General features: G+C 64.1%; 15 protein-coding genes. 5 read left to right on the top strand and 10 right to left on the bottom strand.

The window, feature by feature from the left end; genetic code table 11:
* Window positions 1-240 precede the first annotated feature (240 nt).
* From KFF05_14085 to KFF05_14075, 3 genes are read right to left on the bottom strand one after another with little or no spacing between them, the layout of a single operon-like run.
* Window positions 241-1,050 carry a citryl-CoA lyase gene (locus KFF05_14085; GenBank protein ID UTW51043.1) on the bottom strand — a complete coding sequence of 270 codons (810 nt, stop codon included), beginning with the start codon at window positions 1,048-1,050 and terminating at the stop codon, window positions 241-243.
* Between the two features lie 4 nt (window positions 1,051-1,054).
* Window positions 1,055-2,584 carry an AMP-binding protein gene (locus KFF05_14080; protein ID UTW53724.1) on the bottom strand — a complete coding sequence of 510 codons (1,530 nt, stop codon included), beginning with the start codon at window positions 2,582-2,584 and terminating at the stop codon, window positions 1,055-1,057.
* Between the two features lie 46 nt (window positions 2,585-2,630).
* Window positions 2,631-3,155: a gamma carbonic anhydrase family protein gene (locus KFF05_14075; GenBank protein UTW51042.1), complete on the bottom strand. Its 525-nt coding sequence runs from the start codon at window positions 3,153-3,155 to the stop codon at window positions 2,631-2,633.
* A gap of 117 nt (window positions 3,156-3,272) precedes the next feature.
* Between KFF05_14075 and KFF05_14070 the strand changes: the two genes are divergently transcribed.
* The gene (locus KFF05_14070) at window positions 3,273-3,461 is read left to right on the top strand and encodes a hypothetical protein (protein ID UTW51041.1); all 189 of its coding nucleotides are present in this window, start codon (window positions 3,273-3,275) and stop codon (window positions 3,459-3,461) included.
* Here the strand turns inward: KFF05_14070 and KFF05_14065 are convergent, their stop codons facing one another.
* From KFF05_14065 to KFF05_14050, 4 genes are read right to left on the bottom strand one after another with little or no spacing between them, the layout of a single operon-like run.
* Entirely contained in the window at window positions 3,462-4,424 is a 963-nt protein-coding gene (locus KFF05_14065; protein UTW51040.1) for a phytanoyl-CoA dioxygenase family protein, read from the bottom strand.
* Window positions 4,425-4,453: 29 nt separating this feature from the next.
* On the bottom strand, window positions 4,454-5,566 hold the full coding sequence (locus KFF05_14060; GenBank protein UTW51039.1) for a serine hydrolase: 1,113 nt from the start codon (window positions 5,564-5,566) through the stop codon (window positions 4,454-4,456).
* On the bottom strand, window positions 5,563-6,255 hold the full coding sequence (locus KFF05_14055) for a GntR family transcriptional regulator (protein UTW51038.1): 693 nt from the start codon (window positions 6,253-6,255) through the stop codon (window positions 5,563-5,565). Before KFF05_14055 ends, KFF05_14060 begins: the two co-directional genes overlap by 4 nt.
* The gene (locus KFF05_14050) at window positions 6,256-6,708 is read right to left on the bottom strand and encodes an acyl-CoA thioesterase (protein UTW51037.1); all 453 of its coding nucleotides are present in this window, start codon (window positions 6,706-6,708) and stop codon (window positions 6,256-6,258) included.
* Between the two features lie 176 nt (window positions 6,709-6,884).
* On the opposite strand from KFF05_14050, the gene KFF05_14045 reads away from it, so the two are divergent.
* The 3 genes from KFF05_14045 to KFF05_14035 are packed head-to-tail and all read left to right on the top strand — an operon-like array spanning window position 6,885 to window position 10,543.
* Complete coding sequence (locus KFF05_14045) at window positions 6,885-7,949, top strand: TAXI family TRAP transporter solute-binding subunit (protein ID UTW51036.1); 1,065 nt, start codon at window positions 6,885-6,887, stop codon at window positions 7,947-7,949.
* Between the two features lie 30 nt (window positions 7,950-7,979).
* Window positions 7,980-9,296, top strand: a complete 1,317-nt coding sequence (locus tag KFF05_14040; GenBank protein ID UTW51035.1) for an amidase — start codon at window positions 7,980-7,982, stop codon at window positions 9,294-9,296.
* Window positions 9,287-10,543 (top strand): Zn-dependent hydrolase, encoded by a 1,257-nt coding sequence (locus tag KFF05_14035; GenBank protein ID UTW51034.1) that lies wholly within the window; start codon window positions 9,287-9,289, stop codon window positions 10,541-10,543. The genes KFF05_14040 and KFF05_14035 overlap by 10 nt, the downstream gene beginning before the upstream one ends.
* Window positions 10,544-10,585: 42 nt before the next feature.
* Here KFF05_14035 and KFF05_14030 read toward each other — a convergent pair whose 3' ends face one another.
* Window positions 10,586-11,050 (bottom strand): helix-turn-helix transcriptional regulator, encoded by a 465-nt coding sequence (locus tag KFF05_14030; protein ID UTW51033.1) that lies wholly within the window; start codon window positions 11,048-11,050, stop codon window positions 10,586-10,588.
* Between the two features lie 330 nt (window positions 11,051-11,380).
* On the opposite strand from KFF05_14030, the gene KFF05_14025 reads away from it, so the two are divergent.
* On the top strand, window positions 11,381-11,671 hold the full coding sequence (locus tag KFF05_14025) for a hypothetical protein (GenBank protein ID UTW51032.1): 291 nt from the start codon (window positions 11,381-11,383) through the stop codon (window positions 11,669-11,671).
* 33 nt (window positions 11,672-11,704) lie between these two features.
* Here the strand turns inward: KFF05_14025 and KFF05_14020 are convergent, their stop codons facing one another.
* Together KFF05_14020 and KFF05_14015 are read right to left on the bottom strand one after the other, a co-directional pair.
* Complete coding sequence (locus tag KFF05_14020; protein UTW51031.1) at window positions 11,705-13,189, bottom strand: HlyD family type I secretion periplasmic adaptor subunit; 1,485 nt, start codon at window positions 13,187-13,189, stop codon at window positions 11,705-11,707.
* A 2-nt stretch (window positions 13,190-13,191) separates the two neighbouring features.
* Entirely contained in the window at window positions 13,192-14,949 is a 1,758-nt protein-coding gene (locus KFF05_14015; protein UTW51030.1) for an ATP-binding cassette domain-containing protein, read from the bottom strand.
* Window positions 14,950-15,089 lie beyond the last annotated feature (140 nt).

The raw sequence follows: 15,089 nt of genomic DNA, 5'->3' as shown, positions 1-15,089 counted from the left end.
CTCCGTTTTTACTATCCGTTCGAATTTTCGGGATAATTGGTCTGATTTATGGAGGATTTCAGGGCGAGCGAACCCTTTGAATCCGTGCGCAAGCTAACACACTGCATATCCGCATGTTATCTAGACAAAAGGCCTATAAGTGTCGCGAAATACACGGAATTATGGTTCCGTGCAGCGATTATGGGGTACTTTGAATTGTATGTGAAAGCGGTGCCGGTGCAGCCGGGCGGAAACGCAAGCTCAGTCGTCGCCGCCGTCGTTACCGTCGTCCAGGGTGTCCCCGAGGGCATTGCCGGCGTAGGGAATTTCCTCTTCGACGAGATCCCAGATGGTCCGCGCCGTGGGGACTTCCCGTTCCTCGGCGATATGGGCGACAAGGCCCGCGGCGCGGGCGATCACGGCGAAGCCGCGCATGATTTCCGGCGGGATGCCGATTTCCGACAGCACCGCCGCCGTGCCGCCCGTCGCGTTGATGGTCATGTGTTTGCCGAACGAATCATCGACGGCCTGACTCAGGACCTCGATGGCGCGAATGTAATCGCCTCTGACACCGTTCGCCCGGGCGATTTCGAATAGCTTGGGCGTGCGGGGGTCGTCCGGTTTGTGCAGGTGATGGCCGAACCCAGGCAGGTGCTTGCGTTGGGCCCGGTGCTCGGCGACGATCCGCTTCGCCGCGGTATCCATCGGCTCCGTCCCCTCGACCATCTCGCGCAGCAGCTTGGAGCAGTTTTCCATGGTGCCGACGAAGGTCGATCCGACGTTGAGCAACCCCGCCGCAACGGCGGCCTGCAGGGCTTCGGGCGCGGAATGATAGGTCAGGCGCGTGGCGACAGCGCTGGGCGTCAGGCCGTGTTCCATCAGCGCCAGCAGGACCGCGTCGATGATCGCTACGTCGGCTGCCGTTGGGGTGCGATTCAGGATGTGGCCGATCATGGCTTCGGTGAAGCTCATCTTGCCCATCATGTCCGTCACCAAATTCTGATCCCGATAATAGAGATCGGTCAGCGTGTGGGTCGCCAGCTTCTGGGTCGGTTTGATTTTGTCGGCCATGGTTCTACGCCTCCTGGAATTGGGCTTTGGCTTCGCGGCGCAGAACCTTGCCCACGGGGCTGCGGGGCAGCTCGTCGACGAAATGCACGCGCTTCGGCGCCTTCACGGAATCCAGCCGCGATTTGACGTATTGGATGATCTCGCTCTCGTCGGCGGGCTGGCCGGTATGGACCTCGACCGCGGCCTGCACGGCCTCGCCCCATTTGTCGTCGGGCAGGCCGAACACGACGCATTCCTTGACCGCCGGATGCTGGCCCAGAACGGCCTCCACATCGGACGGGAACACGTTGAAGCCGCCGGTGACGATCATGTCGCGGATGCGATCCTTGATGTAGATGAAGCCGTCTTCCTCGATCGCCGCCACGTCGCCGGTATACAGCCAGCCGTCCTTGATGGTTTCGGCCGTGGCGTCGGGCATGTCGAGATAACCCTTCATCACCAGGTCGGACTTGATGACGATCTCACCGGCCTGGCCGGTCGGCAGGAAATTGCCTTCGGGATCGACCACGCGCAGGTCACAGCGGTCCGTGGCCCGGCCGCAGGACGCCAGGCGATGGTCGTTGTTCAGCCAATCGCGAGACCGCATGACGGTGACGATCTGCGGCACTTCCGTCTGGCCATAGCAGGTTTCCAGCGCATTATTGAACATCGGCAGGCCGCGCTTGATCTCGTCCGGGCGCATGGCGGCGCCACCGACGATGACATGCTTCAGGCTCTTGAAATCGCGTTTCGTCAGGTCTTCTTCGGCCATCATCATGTAGATCACCGTGGGCGGCAGGAATACCGTGGTCACCCGATCCTTTTCAATGGCTTCGATGATCGCCGCCGGGCGCGCCGGTTGCGGCATGAAGACCTGCATCCCGCCCTGGGCCAGGATCGGCACCAGCAGGGTGCCCGTGCCGTGGGTCATGGGGGCGGCCAACAGGTTGCGGTCGTCGCCGTCCAGCTCGAACGCGCGGATCATCAAGTCAATGCAGGTGTGCCACACGCGGTAGGTCTGCTGCACCCCCTTGGGCCGGCCGGACGAGCCGCCGGTGAACTTGATGGCCTGCACGTCGTCGGGCGCAAGGTCATGGCGTTTCGGCATGCGGCCGGCGAAATCGCTCATCAAGGCCGCCAGATTGAGATCGCCGCCGCAGGCATGCTGGCTGCCGCCGGTCGGCCGGCCGCGCACCACCGTGGCGCTGCCGGGATCGAAGCGGCCCATGCAGTCGGCGTCGGCGACGATGATCGAGGGTGCTGTTGCCTCGACCATGCGCGACAGTTCTTCCTCCCCGTTACGGGGGTTCAGGGGAACCCAGGTCTTGCCGGCGGCCAGCGTGCCAAGGAACGCAGTCAGGTGTTCGACCGTGTTGTACCCGCAAATGCCGACCCGGGTTTGCGGTGCCGGGTCGATGTCTTGCAGGGCCGCTGCGACGGCGTTGACGCGGGCAGCCAAGTCACCGTGGGTCAGGGTCAGATCCCCATCCTTGATGGCGATGCGATCCGGCGCCTTGGCGGCGGCGCGAAGGAAGTGGTCGATGGGCAGGTCCATGGCGGAAATCTTCATGCTGATCTGAGGGGAAGGACGGGGGTGGCCCTTAGTCCTGGGGCGTCATGTCGGATTTGTAATGCTTCCAGCGTTTCACATAGTCGGGCGGGATGCGGGCGAGCATTTCTTTTTGCGCGTCGGACACTTCCTTGATGACCTTGCCGGGGATGCCCATGACCAGGGAATTGTCGGGAATTTCCTTGCCCTCGCCGATCAGCGCCTTGCCGCCGATGATGCAATTCTTGCCGATCTTGGCCCCGTTCAGGACCACCGCGCCGATACCGACCATGGTGCCGTCGCCGATCGTGCAGCCGTGCAGCATGGCCATGTGGCCGACCGTGCAATAGTCGCCGATGGTCAGGGGGAACCCGGGGTCCGCGTGGAGGACGCTGCCGTCCTGGATCTGCGTGCCTTCGCCGATGGTGATGAGGTCGTTATCGGCACGCACCGTGGCGCCGAACCAGACGCTGGTATCCTTTTTCAGGACGACATTGCCGATCACGACGGCGTTCGGCGCGATCCAGTAATTGTCACCGTCAGTCTGGACCTTAAGGTCACCCAGGGAATACTTCATATTCGTCTCCTACGCGGTTTTCCTTAGGCTATAGCGCCCTGACCATCCCAGGGCAATTGCGTTCCGTCCAGGATGGCGTAATCTGGGGGCTTCCCGAACACCGGAGACCACAGAACCATGCCAGGTACAAAACGCCCGAACCGCAAGCCCAAGAAAAAGCGTACACCCACCGACAGTGATAAATCCGGACAGCAGCACGGCCCCGGTGTCACCGCCGGCGCCAATGCCAAATCCTATGGCGCGCCGAAGGGCGGGCGGTCGATTTCCAGCCCGGCCATGACCCGCGGCGCCGCCAGGGGAGGCTGATTACTCTGCTGCCGGCTTGAGCGCCGCCGCGACGGCGACCGGGGGGCGATGGCCAGGATCGCGCGGGGTCGGGGTGCCGGCCTCGCCCGCCTGCTGGGCATAGATCGAGGTATAGCCCGCGGAGAAGTCCGGCGGCGTGGGGCAGGGCTCCGGGTCCATATGCGCCCATTTGGCGGCCTCGCCGCGTACCATGGCCCGGAAATGCTCCGTGTAGGTATCTTTCAGGGCCGTATAGGGAAAGGCATCCGCCGAGGCATAGGCGTTGATCAGCAGCGGCCGCCCGGAAACGGTTTGGGTCGTCGCCTCCGTCGCGTGCACGGCGCGGGCGTGGTGCACGGTGATGGATCCCTTGGGCGCCGGGCAATAGACCGCCGTGTCGGTCGGTAGTTCGGCCACGTCGGCATCGGTCAGGCGTCCGGTCCAGATGCCGTTCGCATCGTAATGTTCATAGACCGGCCCCAGGTGGCTGCCCGGAATGACGCCGAGCGGCCCGTCCCCCGGGTTCACGTCCGCCAAGTAGGTACCGATGGCCAGCACTGAATGGTTGGTGTGGGGATAGAAGGCGATGTCCTGGTGCCAGGCGACCTCATCCTTGCCGTCGGACCATTTGAAATTCAGCTTGGAATGGTGAAAGCAGACGTCGGGGCCCAGAAGGTCCGCGGCCACGTCGGCGATGATGCCGTTGGCGAATTGCCAATAGGCGGGGTCCATGCCGTCGGGCTTTTTTAGGCGGCGCACCACGGGCCTGTCGGCGGAATGGCTGGGGGCCACGTCCAGCACGTCGTTGGGTTTGGTCAGGGCGCGGGAGCGTTCGATCCAATCCGCGGTGACGCGGTTGATCTCGTCGACGATGTCGTCGGGGATCAGGCGTTCGGCGACCAGATAGCCGTCACGGAAATAGGCTTCGCGCTGGGCCTGGGTCAGGACGCGGGCGGGGTGGCGCAGGATGTCTTCGGGGGTCATGTTCGGATGCTCCGGGAACGGTCAGGCGGTCATTCCATCGCCGCCATGAAGCCTGATATTACCGCGTCCAGCGACGGTTGGTCGACCCAGCGCAATACGGCCAGGATGTCCAGGTCCTGATCGATCCAGATCAGGTTGGTGCCGGCGCCCATGGCGAAGAAGCTGGTTTCCGGGGCCGAGGGATACTGCGCCCGGTCCGTGTTCAACCACCATAAATATCCGTAAACGGGATTGAGCGGGCAGGGCGTGCGCAGGGCCGATACCCAGCCTTCGGGCAGGATGCGATGGCCGTTCCACACGCCGTCTTCCTTGATCAGCAGGCCGAACCGGGCATGGTCGAGCGACGAGATCTGCATACCCCCGCCCCAATGGGTGCCACCGGGCACGGAAATCATCTCGACCCCGTCGATGGTGACCCCGGAATTGCGGTAGCCCATCCAGCGCCAATCGTCCGATGCCCCGATCGGGGCCATGATGGAATCGCGCAGGACCTCGGGCAGGGGGCGGCGGAATACGTGCAGCAGGGCAAGCGCCAGGGCGTTCACCCGCACGTCGTTGTATTCCCAATAGGTGCCGGGGGCGCCCAGGTCGCGTTTCTGGCCCTTTTTCAATTCGCCGCCGCCATGGCCGAGGGTGCGGAAATGATCGACCTGATCGGGCTTGGAAAACAGAGTGCCCTGCCATTCCGACGTCTGGGTCAAAAGGTGGCGCCAGGTGATCGATGCATTTTGTTCCGACGTGAACCAGTCGCCGTCCACATAGCCCGCGACGGTGTCGTCCAGGTCAGAAATCAGCCCCTCGCCAACCGCCAGGCCGGTCAATACGGCCAGGTAGCTTTTGGCGATGGAAAAGGTCATATCGGCGCGCGCCGGATCGCCCCACTGCGTGACGATGCGCCCACCCCGGATGAACAGGCCCGCCGGCCCGCCCCGGGGGGCGACGGTGCCGAGAATTTCGTTCCACGGCGGCGGTTCGTGTTGGGTCAGGGTCGGCAGGAATTCGGCGCGGTCCAGGTCGCGGGGCCAGGATGTCTCCGCATTCTCGGCGAAGGTCACGGCCTCTCTTAGCCGGCCCGGATGCAAGCCGGCCTGTTCCGCGGGGACGGTTGCCCAGCCCTTACCGGGAGGCGGGAAATAGGTCATTCCGATTTGTCCTCGGACAGCTTTACGTCGCGCTGGTCGCCCAGCAGCTTGAGCCGCGCCTTCTCCGCCTTGGCGATGTGCTTGCGGGCCAGGCGTTCGGCCTTTTCCGGTTCGCGCGCGCGGATGGCGTCCATCAGGGCGCGGTGTTCCTCGTGCGCCGTGTCCGCCCGGTCGGGGAAGGAATAGGTCGTGCCTTTCAGCAGCGCCAGCGCGTCGGACAGCGCCGCCGCCGATTTCAGGAGATAGCGGTTATGCGCGGCCTGAAACAAAGCCTCGTGGAACTTGCGGTTGGCCTCGGCCATCTGGGCGGCATCGCCCTTGCCCGGGGCGGCCGCGGCCAGGCAATCCTCCATATAGGCCAGTTCCGGTTCCGACGCGTGCTGCGCGGCGAGACGTGCCGCGGCACCGTCCAGAACACGGCGCATGGCATAGAATTCGACCACCTGCTGCTGATCCAACTCGGCGACGACGACGCCGCGCCAGGGTTCGAACACCAAAAGCCCGTCCGCCTGCAAACGGCGAAGCGCTTCGCGTACGGGGGTGCGGCTGACGTTCAGCCAGGCCGCGACTTCGGTCTCGCGGATTCGCGTGCCCGGAGGGTACCGCCCGGCGCGGATCGCGTCCCGCAAGCGCGCGTGGACAAACTCGCCGCGCGACAGCTGTTCCGTAGTGTCGTCCTTGCCGGTCATTTACACCCCTGCCGCTTCGTTGAGTTGGCGTTCCAATTCCGCCCGTACATCGGCGGGGATGGGGCAGGGCTTGCGCGTTGCCAGATCGATGAACACGTTGGTGCTTTCCGCGGTGCCGTGCAGACGGCCGTCCTTGAACAGGCCGGTGCCGATGGTGATTGAGGAGTTTCCGATCCGCTTGATGCAGGTGCCGACATCGACGGTGCCCGGGTAATGCATTTCTGCACGGAAATCGATGATTACGCGGGCCAGGACGAAATCGATGCCGGGATGCGTGTCCGGTTTCAGATATTGGGTGACGAAAGCGTTGCGCCCCGCTTCGACGAAGGCGGCGTAGGAAACGTTGTTCACATGCCCCATACTGTCTTGGTCGGAAAATCTGAGGGTGACCGGCGTCCAATGGCGGAACGTTTCCGCACGGGTCGTGTCGATTGTCGGCGAATGGTCGTTCATCGGTGGATTGCTTCCCCCCAGTTTTGTGTCTGCGCACCCCTGTTTTTTTAGGGGGGTTCTTTGTCAATGTACAATACCAATGTATACAATATTTGTCTTGGTCGTCAGGGGGAAAACCGCCTTGCTCTGTTGCCTCGGCGGGTAAAATTGAGGACCATGATGGGGGAAGGGTACACATGAACATTGGAAAGACGAACCGTCTGCGGGTGATCCGTTGTCTGGCTGTCGCGGCTGCGCTGGCAGGGGGGCTTGTTCTTTGGCTGTATCCCGGCCCCGCCGGGGCACAGAAGATGCTGTTCTTCCGGATCGCCAGCGGCGCCGCCGGCGGCACGTACTTTCCCATGGCGGGCCTGTTGGCCCAGGTGATTTCCAATCCGCCGGGGGCGCGAAGCTGCGCCAAGGGCGGCAATTGCGGCATGGAGGGACTGGTCGCCTTCGCCCAATCGACCCATGGCTCCGTCGCCAATGTATCCGCGCTTGATGCGGATCAGGTCGAATCCGCCTTCGTTCAGTCCGATGTGACCTTTTGGGCCTATACGGGCACGGGGCCGTTCACCGGCAAGAAGGCGTTCAAGAAGCTCTGCGTTCTGTCCAGCCTCTACCCCGAACACGTCCATGTGGTTGCGGGCAAGGACCGGGGAATCAAGTCCGTTTACGACCTGAAGGGCAAGCGGGTGTCCATCGGCTTGCCGGAATCGGGCGTTCTGGTCGGCGCGCGCCTGGTGCTGGGCGTCCACGGGCTGGTGGAAAAGCGCGATTTCATGCCGGAATACGTGAAGTCCAAGACCGCCACCGAACTGGTTCGTGACGGCCATCTGGACGCCTTTATCGATGTGTCGGGCTATCCCATTGACGGCGTGTTCGAGATGGCGAACACGACGGGCCTGACCCTGGCCCCGGTGCAAGGCAAGGAACGCGCCGCCCTGATCGCCAAGGCGCCGTTCTATTCCGCCGACGTCATTCCGGGCAATACCTACAAAGGCAATCCGCGTTCCGTGGAAACCGTCAGCGTGTCCGCGCTTTGGGTGTCGCGGACCAACCTGCCGGACGATCTTCATTATGGCGTGGTCAAGGGGCTGTACGGCAACATGCAGGCGCGGCACCTGTTGAACAACGGCCATGCCAAGGGAAAGAATTTGACCCTGGAAAGCCACCATGCCGGGGTTCCCATCCCCTATTGCCCGGGGGCCGCCCGTTTTTACAAGGAAAAGGGCGTCTACAAGGCGCCGGCCGCCCCTTAAGGCCTCGACCCACCACAGGAAACAAACACCATGGATATTTACCGCCTCAGCGCCGAAGCCGCGCTTGCCCGTATGGAAATGGGTGACCTGACTGCCCGCGATCTGGTGCAGGCCTGCTTGGACCGCATCGCCGACCGCGAAGATGCCGTCGGCGCCTGGGCGTTCCTGGACCCGGACTTGGCCCTGACCCAGGCGGATGCCGCCGATCAGCGACGCCGCGACGGCCAGGCAGGGCCGCTTAACGGCATTCCCGTCGGCATCAAGGACATCATCGACACGGCCGACCAGCCGACGGAGAACGGCTCCCGCCTGTGCGCCGGCCGCCGTCCTGACAGGGATGCGACCCTGGTCGCCCTGCTGCGCGAGGCGGGGGCGGTCATCATGGGCAAATGCGTGACCACGGAATTCGCCCTGTCGGCCCCCGGAAAGACGCGTAATCCCCATGATCCGGCACGCACGCCGGGCGGTTCGTCCTCGGGCTCAGCCGCCGCCGTCGGTGATTTCATGGTGCCGCTCGCCATCGGTTCGCAAACCGGCGGCTCCATGCTGCGTCCGGCGTCGTTCAACGGTGTTTACGGATTGAAACCCACCTTCGGCACGATTTCCCGCGCCGGCATGTCGCCCCTGTCCCGGCGATTGGATCATCCGGGCATCTTCGCGCGCACGCCCGAGGACGTGGCCCTGGCCGCCCGGGTGCTGATGCGCGGCGACCCGGCGGACAAGGACATGCGCGGACATGCCGGACTGGGTGAGGCGGACCCGCTGACCGCCGCGCCGCGCCTGATGTTCGTGCGCGGCCCAGCCTGGGATCGCGGCGAGGCGGACATGCAGCGCGCGATCGAAGATCTGGCGCGCGGCCTGGGTGATGTCGTGCATGCGGCGGAACTGCCGCCCATCTTCGATGGCGCCCTGGCCTGCCACGGAATGGTGATGAACGGCTCGGTCGTGCAGGCCCTCGGCCCCTATTACGACCGCGACCGCGCGGGCCTGGACCCGATCACCGCCGACCGGATCGAACGCGGCCTGTCCGTAACGTCCCGCGAGTACCTGGACGCCCTCTATCAGGCCGAAGCGATGCAGGACGCGCTGGCGGGGGTCTTTGACGGTATTGATGCGATCCTGACCCCGGCCGCGCCCGGCCAGGCGCCCCGCGACCTGAGCCGCACGGGCGACGCATCCTTCAACGGTTATTGGACCCTCATGGGGGCGCCGGCGGCCAGCCTTCCCTTGCTGAAGGGGGCCGACGGCATGCCCATCGGCGTGCAGGTCGTCTGTCCCTGGGGCGAGGACGCCAAACTGCTGCGTATCTGCCGCTGGCTCTCGGACAAGGTCGGGGAATGGCGGTGACTGTTGCGGGCATCACGGCGCCGGTGAACGGCGACCGCCTGTGGCGGTCTCTCATGGACATGGCCGAAATCGGTGCGACAGCGGGCGGTGGGGTCGGCCGCATCGCGCTCAGCGATCTCGACAAGGCGGGCCGGGACCTGTTCGTCGGCTGGTGCCGGGAGGCGGGCCTTGCGGTCCGCATCGACCGCATGGGGAATATCATCGGCCGCCGCGCGGGTGTGAATGATGATGCTCCCCCGGTGGTCACGGGCAGCCATCTGGACAGTCAGCCGCTCGGCGGCAAGTTCGACGGGGCTTACGGCGTGCTGGCCGGGCTTGAGGTCGTGCGCGCCCTGAACGATGCCGGCATCACCACGCGCGCCCCGCTTGAAATCGTCGACTGGACGGACGAGGAAGGCGTGCGCTTCACCGCCGGCGTTGTCGCGTCGGGGGTTTATGCGAGGCAGTTTGATTTGGATTACGGGCTCAATCTGCCGGACCGCGAAGACACGACCACCCTGGGCCGGGAACTGGCGCGCATCGGCTATGACGGTGACGCCCCTTGCGGCGGCTATCCCATTTCGGCGTTCTTCGAGGCCCATATCGAACAAGGCCCTATTCTGGAGCGGGAAGGTGCCGTCATCGGCGCCGTGCTTGGCGCCCAGGGGCGGCGCTGTTACACCGTTACCGTGACCGGTGAGGAAGGCCACGCCGGGACGCTGCCGATGCCCCTGCGCCGCGACGCCCTGGTCGGGGCGGCCCGCATGATCGACGGGCTTAACCGCCTGGCTTTCGATTTCGACCCCCTGCCGGTCATCACCACGGGCTATTTGCAGGTGCGGCCCAATTCCCGAAACACGGTGCCGGGGCGGGTTACCTTTTCCGTCGACATCCGCCATCCGGATAACGCGCTGTTGGCCGACATCTGCGCCAGTGCGGAAGCGTTGTGCCGGCGTCTTGCCGAGGAGGCCGGGGTGGCGGTGGAGATTGCGGAGATGTTTGGCCGTGATTCGATCGCCTTCGACCCCGACTGTGTCGAGGCCGTGCGGGCCGCTGCGAGGCGACTTGACCTGGTTTGTCGCGACATCCATTCCGGCGCCGGACACGACGCCTGCAATCTGGCGCACATCGCCCCCACCGGCATGATCTTCGTGCCCTGCAAGGATGGGATCAGCCACAACGAGCGTGAGGCGGCGACGCCCGGCGATCTGGCGGCCGGATGTCAGGTGTTGCTGGAAGCGATGGTCGCCCGGGCGGGGATTGCCTGATCCGAAGATCAAGTCAACCGGTGCGGTAGGCCAAAGCCGGGGTCAGTCTTCCTCGCCGCCCAGGGAGCGGACCAGATCGACGATCCGGCGTCGGACCTTGGGGTTGCCGACGGCGTAATAGGCGCGGACCAGTTCCAGGGTCTCGCGGCGGGCCATGGGGTCGCGTTCCAACGCATCCTGCGGCAAATCGGACAGGCCGATCTGCATCTGTCCTTCGTGGGTGCGGATTTGCGAGGGCAGTTCCTCGAAAAAATAGGCGACCGGCACGTCGAGAATACGCGAAAACATGTACAACCGGCTGGCGCCGATGCGGTTGGCGCCGCGTTCATATTTCTGAATTTGCTGGAAGGTCAGGCCGACCGCGTCGCCAAGCTTTTCCTGGCTCATGCCAAGGAGCGTACGGCGCAGGCGCAGGCGTTGGCCGACATGAATGTCAACCGGGTTGGAAACGCCCGGGGGAAGCCGCTTTTGTCGGTGGCTTTCGTTCTTGCTTGAGGCTCTAGGCATTTGTTTTCCTTTTTGCGCCCCTGGGTTGTACCCGTGCGCGTTATCTTTGCAAGCCCTCCCGCCGTGCATATGATTATACCACATCGGAGGGTGAGCCGGAGTGAACTTTCAAGGAGAAATTAGTATTGTATGCATATTATTACAACGTATTTTGCAAATTTCGTCGACAGGCGTTGGGGAAAGCCTGCCGGGTCCCATTCCCCGGATTTCCGGGAAATTGCATATGAAATTGGGGTGTTTATGAATTTCCACAACCCTGTTGACCCCTAAGAGCCGGCAAACGACAATCAATTATTCAAGAGAGAAAAAACAGGCGCGAGGGGGCGTTTCATGGCCGACGAGCATTTGGACGAGCATTTTGTTGAACTCGTCTCCAGCGTGTCGCACGCGAACGGGGTTTTTCGTATAACCCTGGCCCAACAGATCGAAGGCGGCACCGCGCGGCCGATCACCCGCCTGCTGATTCCGGCCAACCAGCTTCAGGCTGTGCTGCGCGGCGTGGCTGACGGCGCCAACGAAATTCGTGAAAAGCTGCAAAGCCAGGCGAAGGATGCGGGCGACAAGGATGGGGACGCCCCGGCCAAGAAAAAGCCCGCGGGCAAAGCCGCCGCGAAAAAATAGGCGAATTCACCGAATTCTTCCGAAAGGGCCGCCTCAGCGTTCGCCCAGGGCGTCGTCCAGATTGGCCAACAGCGGATCAACCAGATAGCGCAGCACCGTGCGTGTGCCGGTCTGGATGCTTGCCACCACCTGCATACCGGGAAACAGGTTATAGACCAGGGAACCTCGGCTGAAATGGTCGCTTTCCGTGGCGATGCGCACCTTGTAGTAGGGGTTGCCGTCGGGGGTCTGCAGGGTGTCGGGGCTGACGTGGATCACGGTCCCCTTCAGGGCGCCGAAGCGCATGGCGTCGCCCGACGCCAGCTTGACCATGGCCGCCTGTCCCGGCACGACATAGCCGATGTCCTGGGTTTGCAGTTTGGCCTCGATGATCAGCTTGTCGCCCGCCGGCACGATATCGACGACCGGGTCGCCCGGCCGGATCACGCCGCCCACGGTAACCACGTGCAGGGTCTTGACCGTGCCGTCCACCGGCGAGCGCACGACCGTGCGTTGCAGGTTGTCGCGGAATTTCTGGATGCGCTGGGTCAATTCGCGGAAATTCAACTGCGCTTCGTCCAACAGGCGCTGGGTTTCCTTGTTGAATTCGCTGGTCACGCTTTCCAGCACCGCCTGGGCCTCCTTGCGGGCGGCATCGGCGCGCAGCAATGACGCCTCGTCCGTCTCGATCCCGCCGCGCAGCTGTTCAGCCTCTTTCAACAGGTTCAGATGGACGAACCGGTTGGTCAGGTCGCGCTTCAGCAGGCCTTCGCTGATCCGCACCTGTTCATCAACCAGTTTCAGGCTTTTGCCCGCGTTGGTGATGCGGGTCTTGATCTCGTGAATTTCCTGGGTCCGTTGCACGATCGCGGCGTTCTGGCGCTTGAGGTCGCCCAGATGCTTTTCCAAATCCGCCTGAAAGCGCTGCCGCGCCGAATTGGCCAAATCGGGGCGGTCGCGCACCAGTTCCGGATCCAGGGTAAGGGTCCGGTCCCCGCGCAGCAGGGCGCGCAGGCGCGCCAGGTCGAAACGCAGGGACACCAGGCGTTCACCCAGTTCCCCGACGTCGGCGTTGCTGGCCGTCGGTTCCAGCACGACCAGTTCCTGGCCCGCCGTCACCTTGCCGCCCTCGACCACCTTGATGGCGCGAACGATGCCGCCTTCCAAATGCTGAATGGTTTTGACCTGGGTCGAGGGAATGACCTCGCCCAAGGCCATGGACACGATGTCGATTTCGCTGATCGACGACCAGATGCCGAAACTGACGACCATCGCGGCGCAAAGCCCGAACACGGCATGGGTCTTGAACGGGATCGTTTCAGACGGCCGGTAGCCCCCGTCGGCGGGGGCGTCACCGGGCGTTTCCACCCCGCCCGGACCTGCCCCGTCGGGGGCGGGCCCTTGCGGCGGTGGGGGGCCGTCGGCGGATTTTTTCGCCATGTAGGCGGCCGCCGTTGAGGCTGCCGCTTCGGGCATGGCGCGGGCCTTTTCCATCAGTTCCTTGAGCCGCCCGGTGGCGGCGACGGGATTTCCGGCCATGGTCAGTCTCCGCCCCGTGTCCGGTTGGTCTGCGGGGTGCCCGCGTCGGCGGGGGCCTTGGGCGCTGGGCCCGGCTGCGCGGGCCGCGGCGCGGCCTGCGGGTCTTGAACGCCCGGCACATGGCGCACGACGGGCACCGGTTTCTGGTTGAGGTCCAACAGATAATGGGCCCCGCGCACGATGTTCTTGTCGTGGGACATGATGATGATGGTGCGGCCCTGCTTGACGAGGGAGCCCATGATCTTGTGCACGGCGGCGCAACCGTCGGCGTCCAGGCTTTCCGTCGGTTCGTCGATCACGGCCAGTGCGCCGTTGGTCGCCAGCGCCCGGGCCAGGCCGAGCCGCCGCCGCGTGCCTTCGGACAGCCGCCAGCCGTTGTCGACCACGGGCGTCTCGAAGCTTTGCGGGCTTTCATCCAGGAACCGCCGCAGGCCGACCGCGTCGATGATGCGGTTGAGGTCCGAGGTCTGGACATCGGGGGCGTTGACCTTGAGATTTTCCTCGATCGTGGCGTTCAGCAGGGCCGGTTCCTGCGGCATGTAGATGACCTGCCGGCGCCACCATTCAAGCGCCACCTGCTTGAGGTCCAGGCCGTCGATCAGGATCTGCCCGCGGTCCGGTTCCAACAGGCCCAGGATGATGCGGCCCAGGGTGGTCTTGCCGCTGCCGTTGTCGCCGACCACCAACAGCACGTCACCGGCTGTCAGCTTAAGGTTCAGGGATTCGAACAAGGGCATGGGCGCGCCCTTGAACCCGAAGGCAAGGTCGCGCAGTTCGATGGTGCCGGAATACTTGGTGACGGCGGAACCTTTTTCCGGTTCCAGCGGCACGCGGGTCAGTTCGGCGAACATGGTCAGCGCCTGGCGCGCCTTGGCGAAGGCGCTGCCCAACTGCGACAGCTTGGTCACCGGCTGCAACGCCCGCGCCGACAAAATGTTGGCGCCGATCATCGCACCCACGTCCATGTTGCCGCTGACGACCAGAAGGGCGCCAGTGGTGATGACGGCGACGCTCATCAGGCCGTTGGCGGTCTGTGTGATGGTCTGGATCATGCCTTGGCGGGACGTCACGTCGCGGCGCAGGTGCTGCGACGTATGCACGTGTTTTTCCCAGGCCCGGCGCAGGAAACCGCCGGCGTTGAAGGCGCGCACCAGATCCTGTTCGCGGGTCGCCGTGCCCAGTAGCGCGCTGCCGACGCCGGTCGCGTTCTGCAGTTCCGCCGTCTTTTCCTGCATGGACATGGAGCCGTAGACGCCGAACGCGAACACCCCGACCAGAAAGGCCAGCACCACCACCGCCATCAGGGGATGCAGCAGGTAAAGCACGAATACGAAAATCAGCGAGAACGGCACGTCCAGGATGGTCGCGATGTTGGACGACGAATAGGCCTGTTCGACCGAGGCCATGCCGTTGACCATTTCACGCCGGGTTTCCGGCGGGATCTGTTCCAGGTCGCCCGCCCGGGCCCGGGTCAGGATGCCGTAGCCGGCGATGGCAAGCTTTTCATCCGGTTCCACATTGACGCCGCGGGCGAGGGAGCCGCGCGCCTGGCGGAACAGATATTCCAGGGTGATGGCCAGCAGCACACCCGACGTCAACGTCGCGAGCGTCGCGTCCACGCCCTGGCTGACGTATCGGTTCAACACCTGCATGACGAACAGGGGGCTGGCCATGGCCAGGATGTTGATGAACAGGGTCGCGACGATCAATTCCGTCGCGATCGCCGGCCTGGCGAAGACCCGTTTCAACAGTTCCTTCATGCTCGCTCACTCGTCTGCCCGCGAAAATCCCCGGATTTCCGCGCTTTGCCGCACCCGGCAACAGAGGCGCCGCCACCATACCACATCGGCTTTCTTCGCGGCGATCCTGGCGAAATCATAGATTTTTCAGATGAATGATT

Source organism: bacterium SCSIO 12827 (assembly GCA_024397995.1).
Classification (GTDB): domain Bacteria; phylum Pseudomonadota; class Alphaproteobacteria; order Rhodospirillales; family Casp-alpha2; genus UBA1479.
Note: the sequence above shows the minus strand (reverse complement) of the source record. Positions and strands in the feature narration are given on the sequence as shown.

What these genes read in the sequence shown, in the direction of transcription:
- KFF05_14085 (UTW51043.1), bottom strand. Translation starts at nt 1,050, where the DNA reads ATGGCCGACAAAATCAAACCGACCCAGAAGCTGGCGACCCACACGCTG.
- KFF05_14080 (UTW53724.1), bottom strand. Translation starts at nt 2,584, where the DNA reads ATGGACCTGCCCATCGACCACTTCCTTCGCGCCGCCGCCAAGGCGCCG.
- KFF05_14075 (UTW51042.1), bottom strand. Translation starts at nt 3,155, where the DNA reads ATGAAGTATTCCCTGGGTGACCTTAAGGTCCAGACTGACGGTGACAAT.
- KFF05_14070 (UTW51041.1), top strand. Translation starts at nt 3,273, where the DNA reads ATGCCAGGTACAAAACGCCCGAACCGCAAGCCCAAGAAAAAGCGTACA.
- KFF05_14065 (UTW51040.1), bottom strand. Translation starts at nt 4,424, where the DNA reads ATGACCCCCGAAGACATCCTGCGCCACCCCGCCCGCGTCCTGACCCAG.
- KFF05_14060 (UTW51039.1), bottom strand. Translation starts at nt 5,566, where the DNA reads ATGACCTATTTCCCGCCTCCCGGTAAGGGCTGGGCAACCGTCCCCGCG.
- KFF05_14055 (UTW51038.1), bottom strand. Translation starts at nt 6,255, where the DNA reads ATGACCGGCAAGGACGACACTACGGAACAGCTGTCGCGCGGCGAGTTT.
- KFF05_14050 (UTW51037.1), bottom strand. Translation starts at nt 6,708, where the DNA reads ATGAACGACCATTCGCCGACAATCGACACGACCCGTGCGGAAACGTTC.
- KFF05_14045 (UTW51036.1), top strand. Translation starts at nt 6,885, where the DNA reads ATGAACATTGGAAAGACGAACCGTCTGCGGGTGATCCGTTGTCTGGCT.
- KFF05_14040 (UTW51035.1), top strand. Translation starts at nt 7,980, where the DNA reads ATGGATATTTACCGCCTCAGCGCCGAAGCCGCGCTTGCCCGTATGGAA.
- KFF05_14035 (UTW51034.1), top strand. Translation starts at nt 9,287, where the DNA reads ATGGCGGTGACTGTTGCGGGCATCACGGCGCCGGTGAACGGCGACCGC.
- KFF05_14030 (UTW51033.1), bottom strand. Translation starts at nt 11,050, where the DNA reads ATGCCTAGAGCCTCAAGCAAGAACGAAAGCCACCGACAAAAGCGGCTT.
- KFF05_14025 (UTW51032.1), top strand. Translation starts at nt 11,381, where the DNA reads ATGGCCGACGAGCATTTGGACGAGCATTTTGTTGAACTCGTCTCCAGC.
- KFF05_14020 (UTW51031.1), bottom strand. Translation starts at nt 13,189, where the DNA reads ATGGCCGGAAATCCCGTCGCCGCCACCGGGCGGCTCAAGGAACTGATG.
- KFF05_14015 (UTW51030.1), bottom strand. Translation starts at nt 14,949, where the DNA reads ATGAAGGAACTGTTGAAACGGGTCTTCGCCAGGCCGGCGATCGCGACG.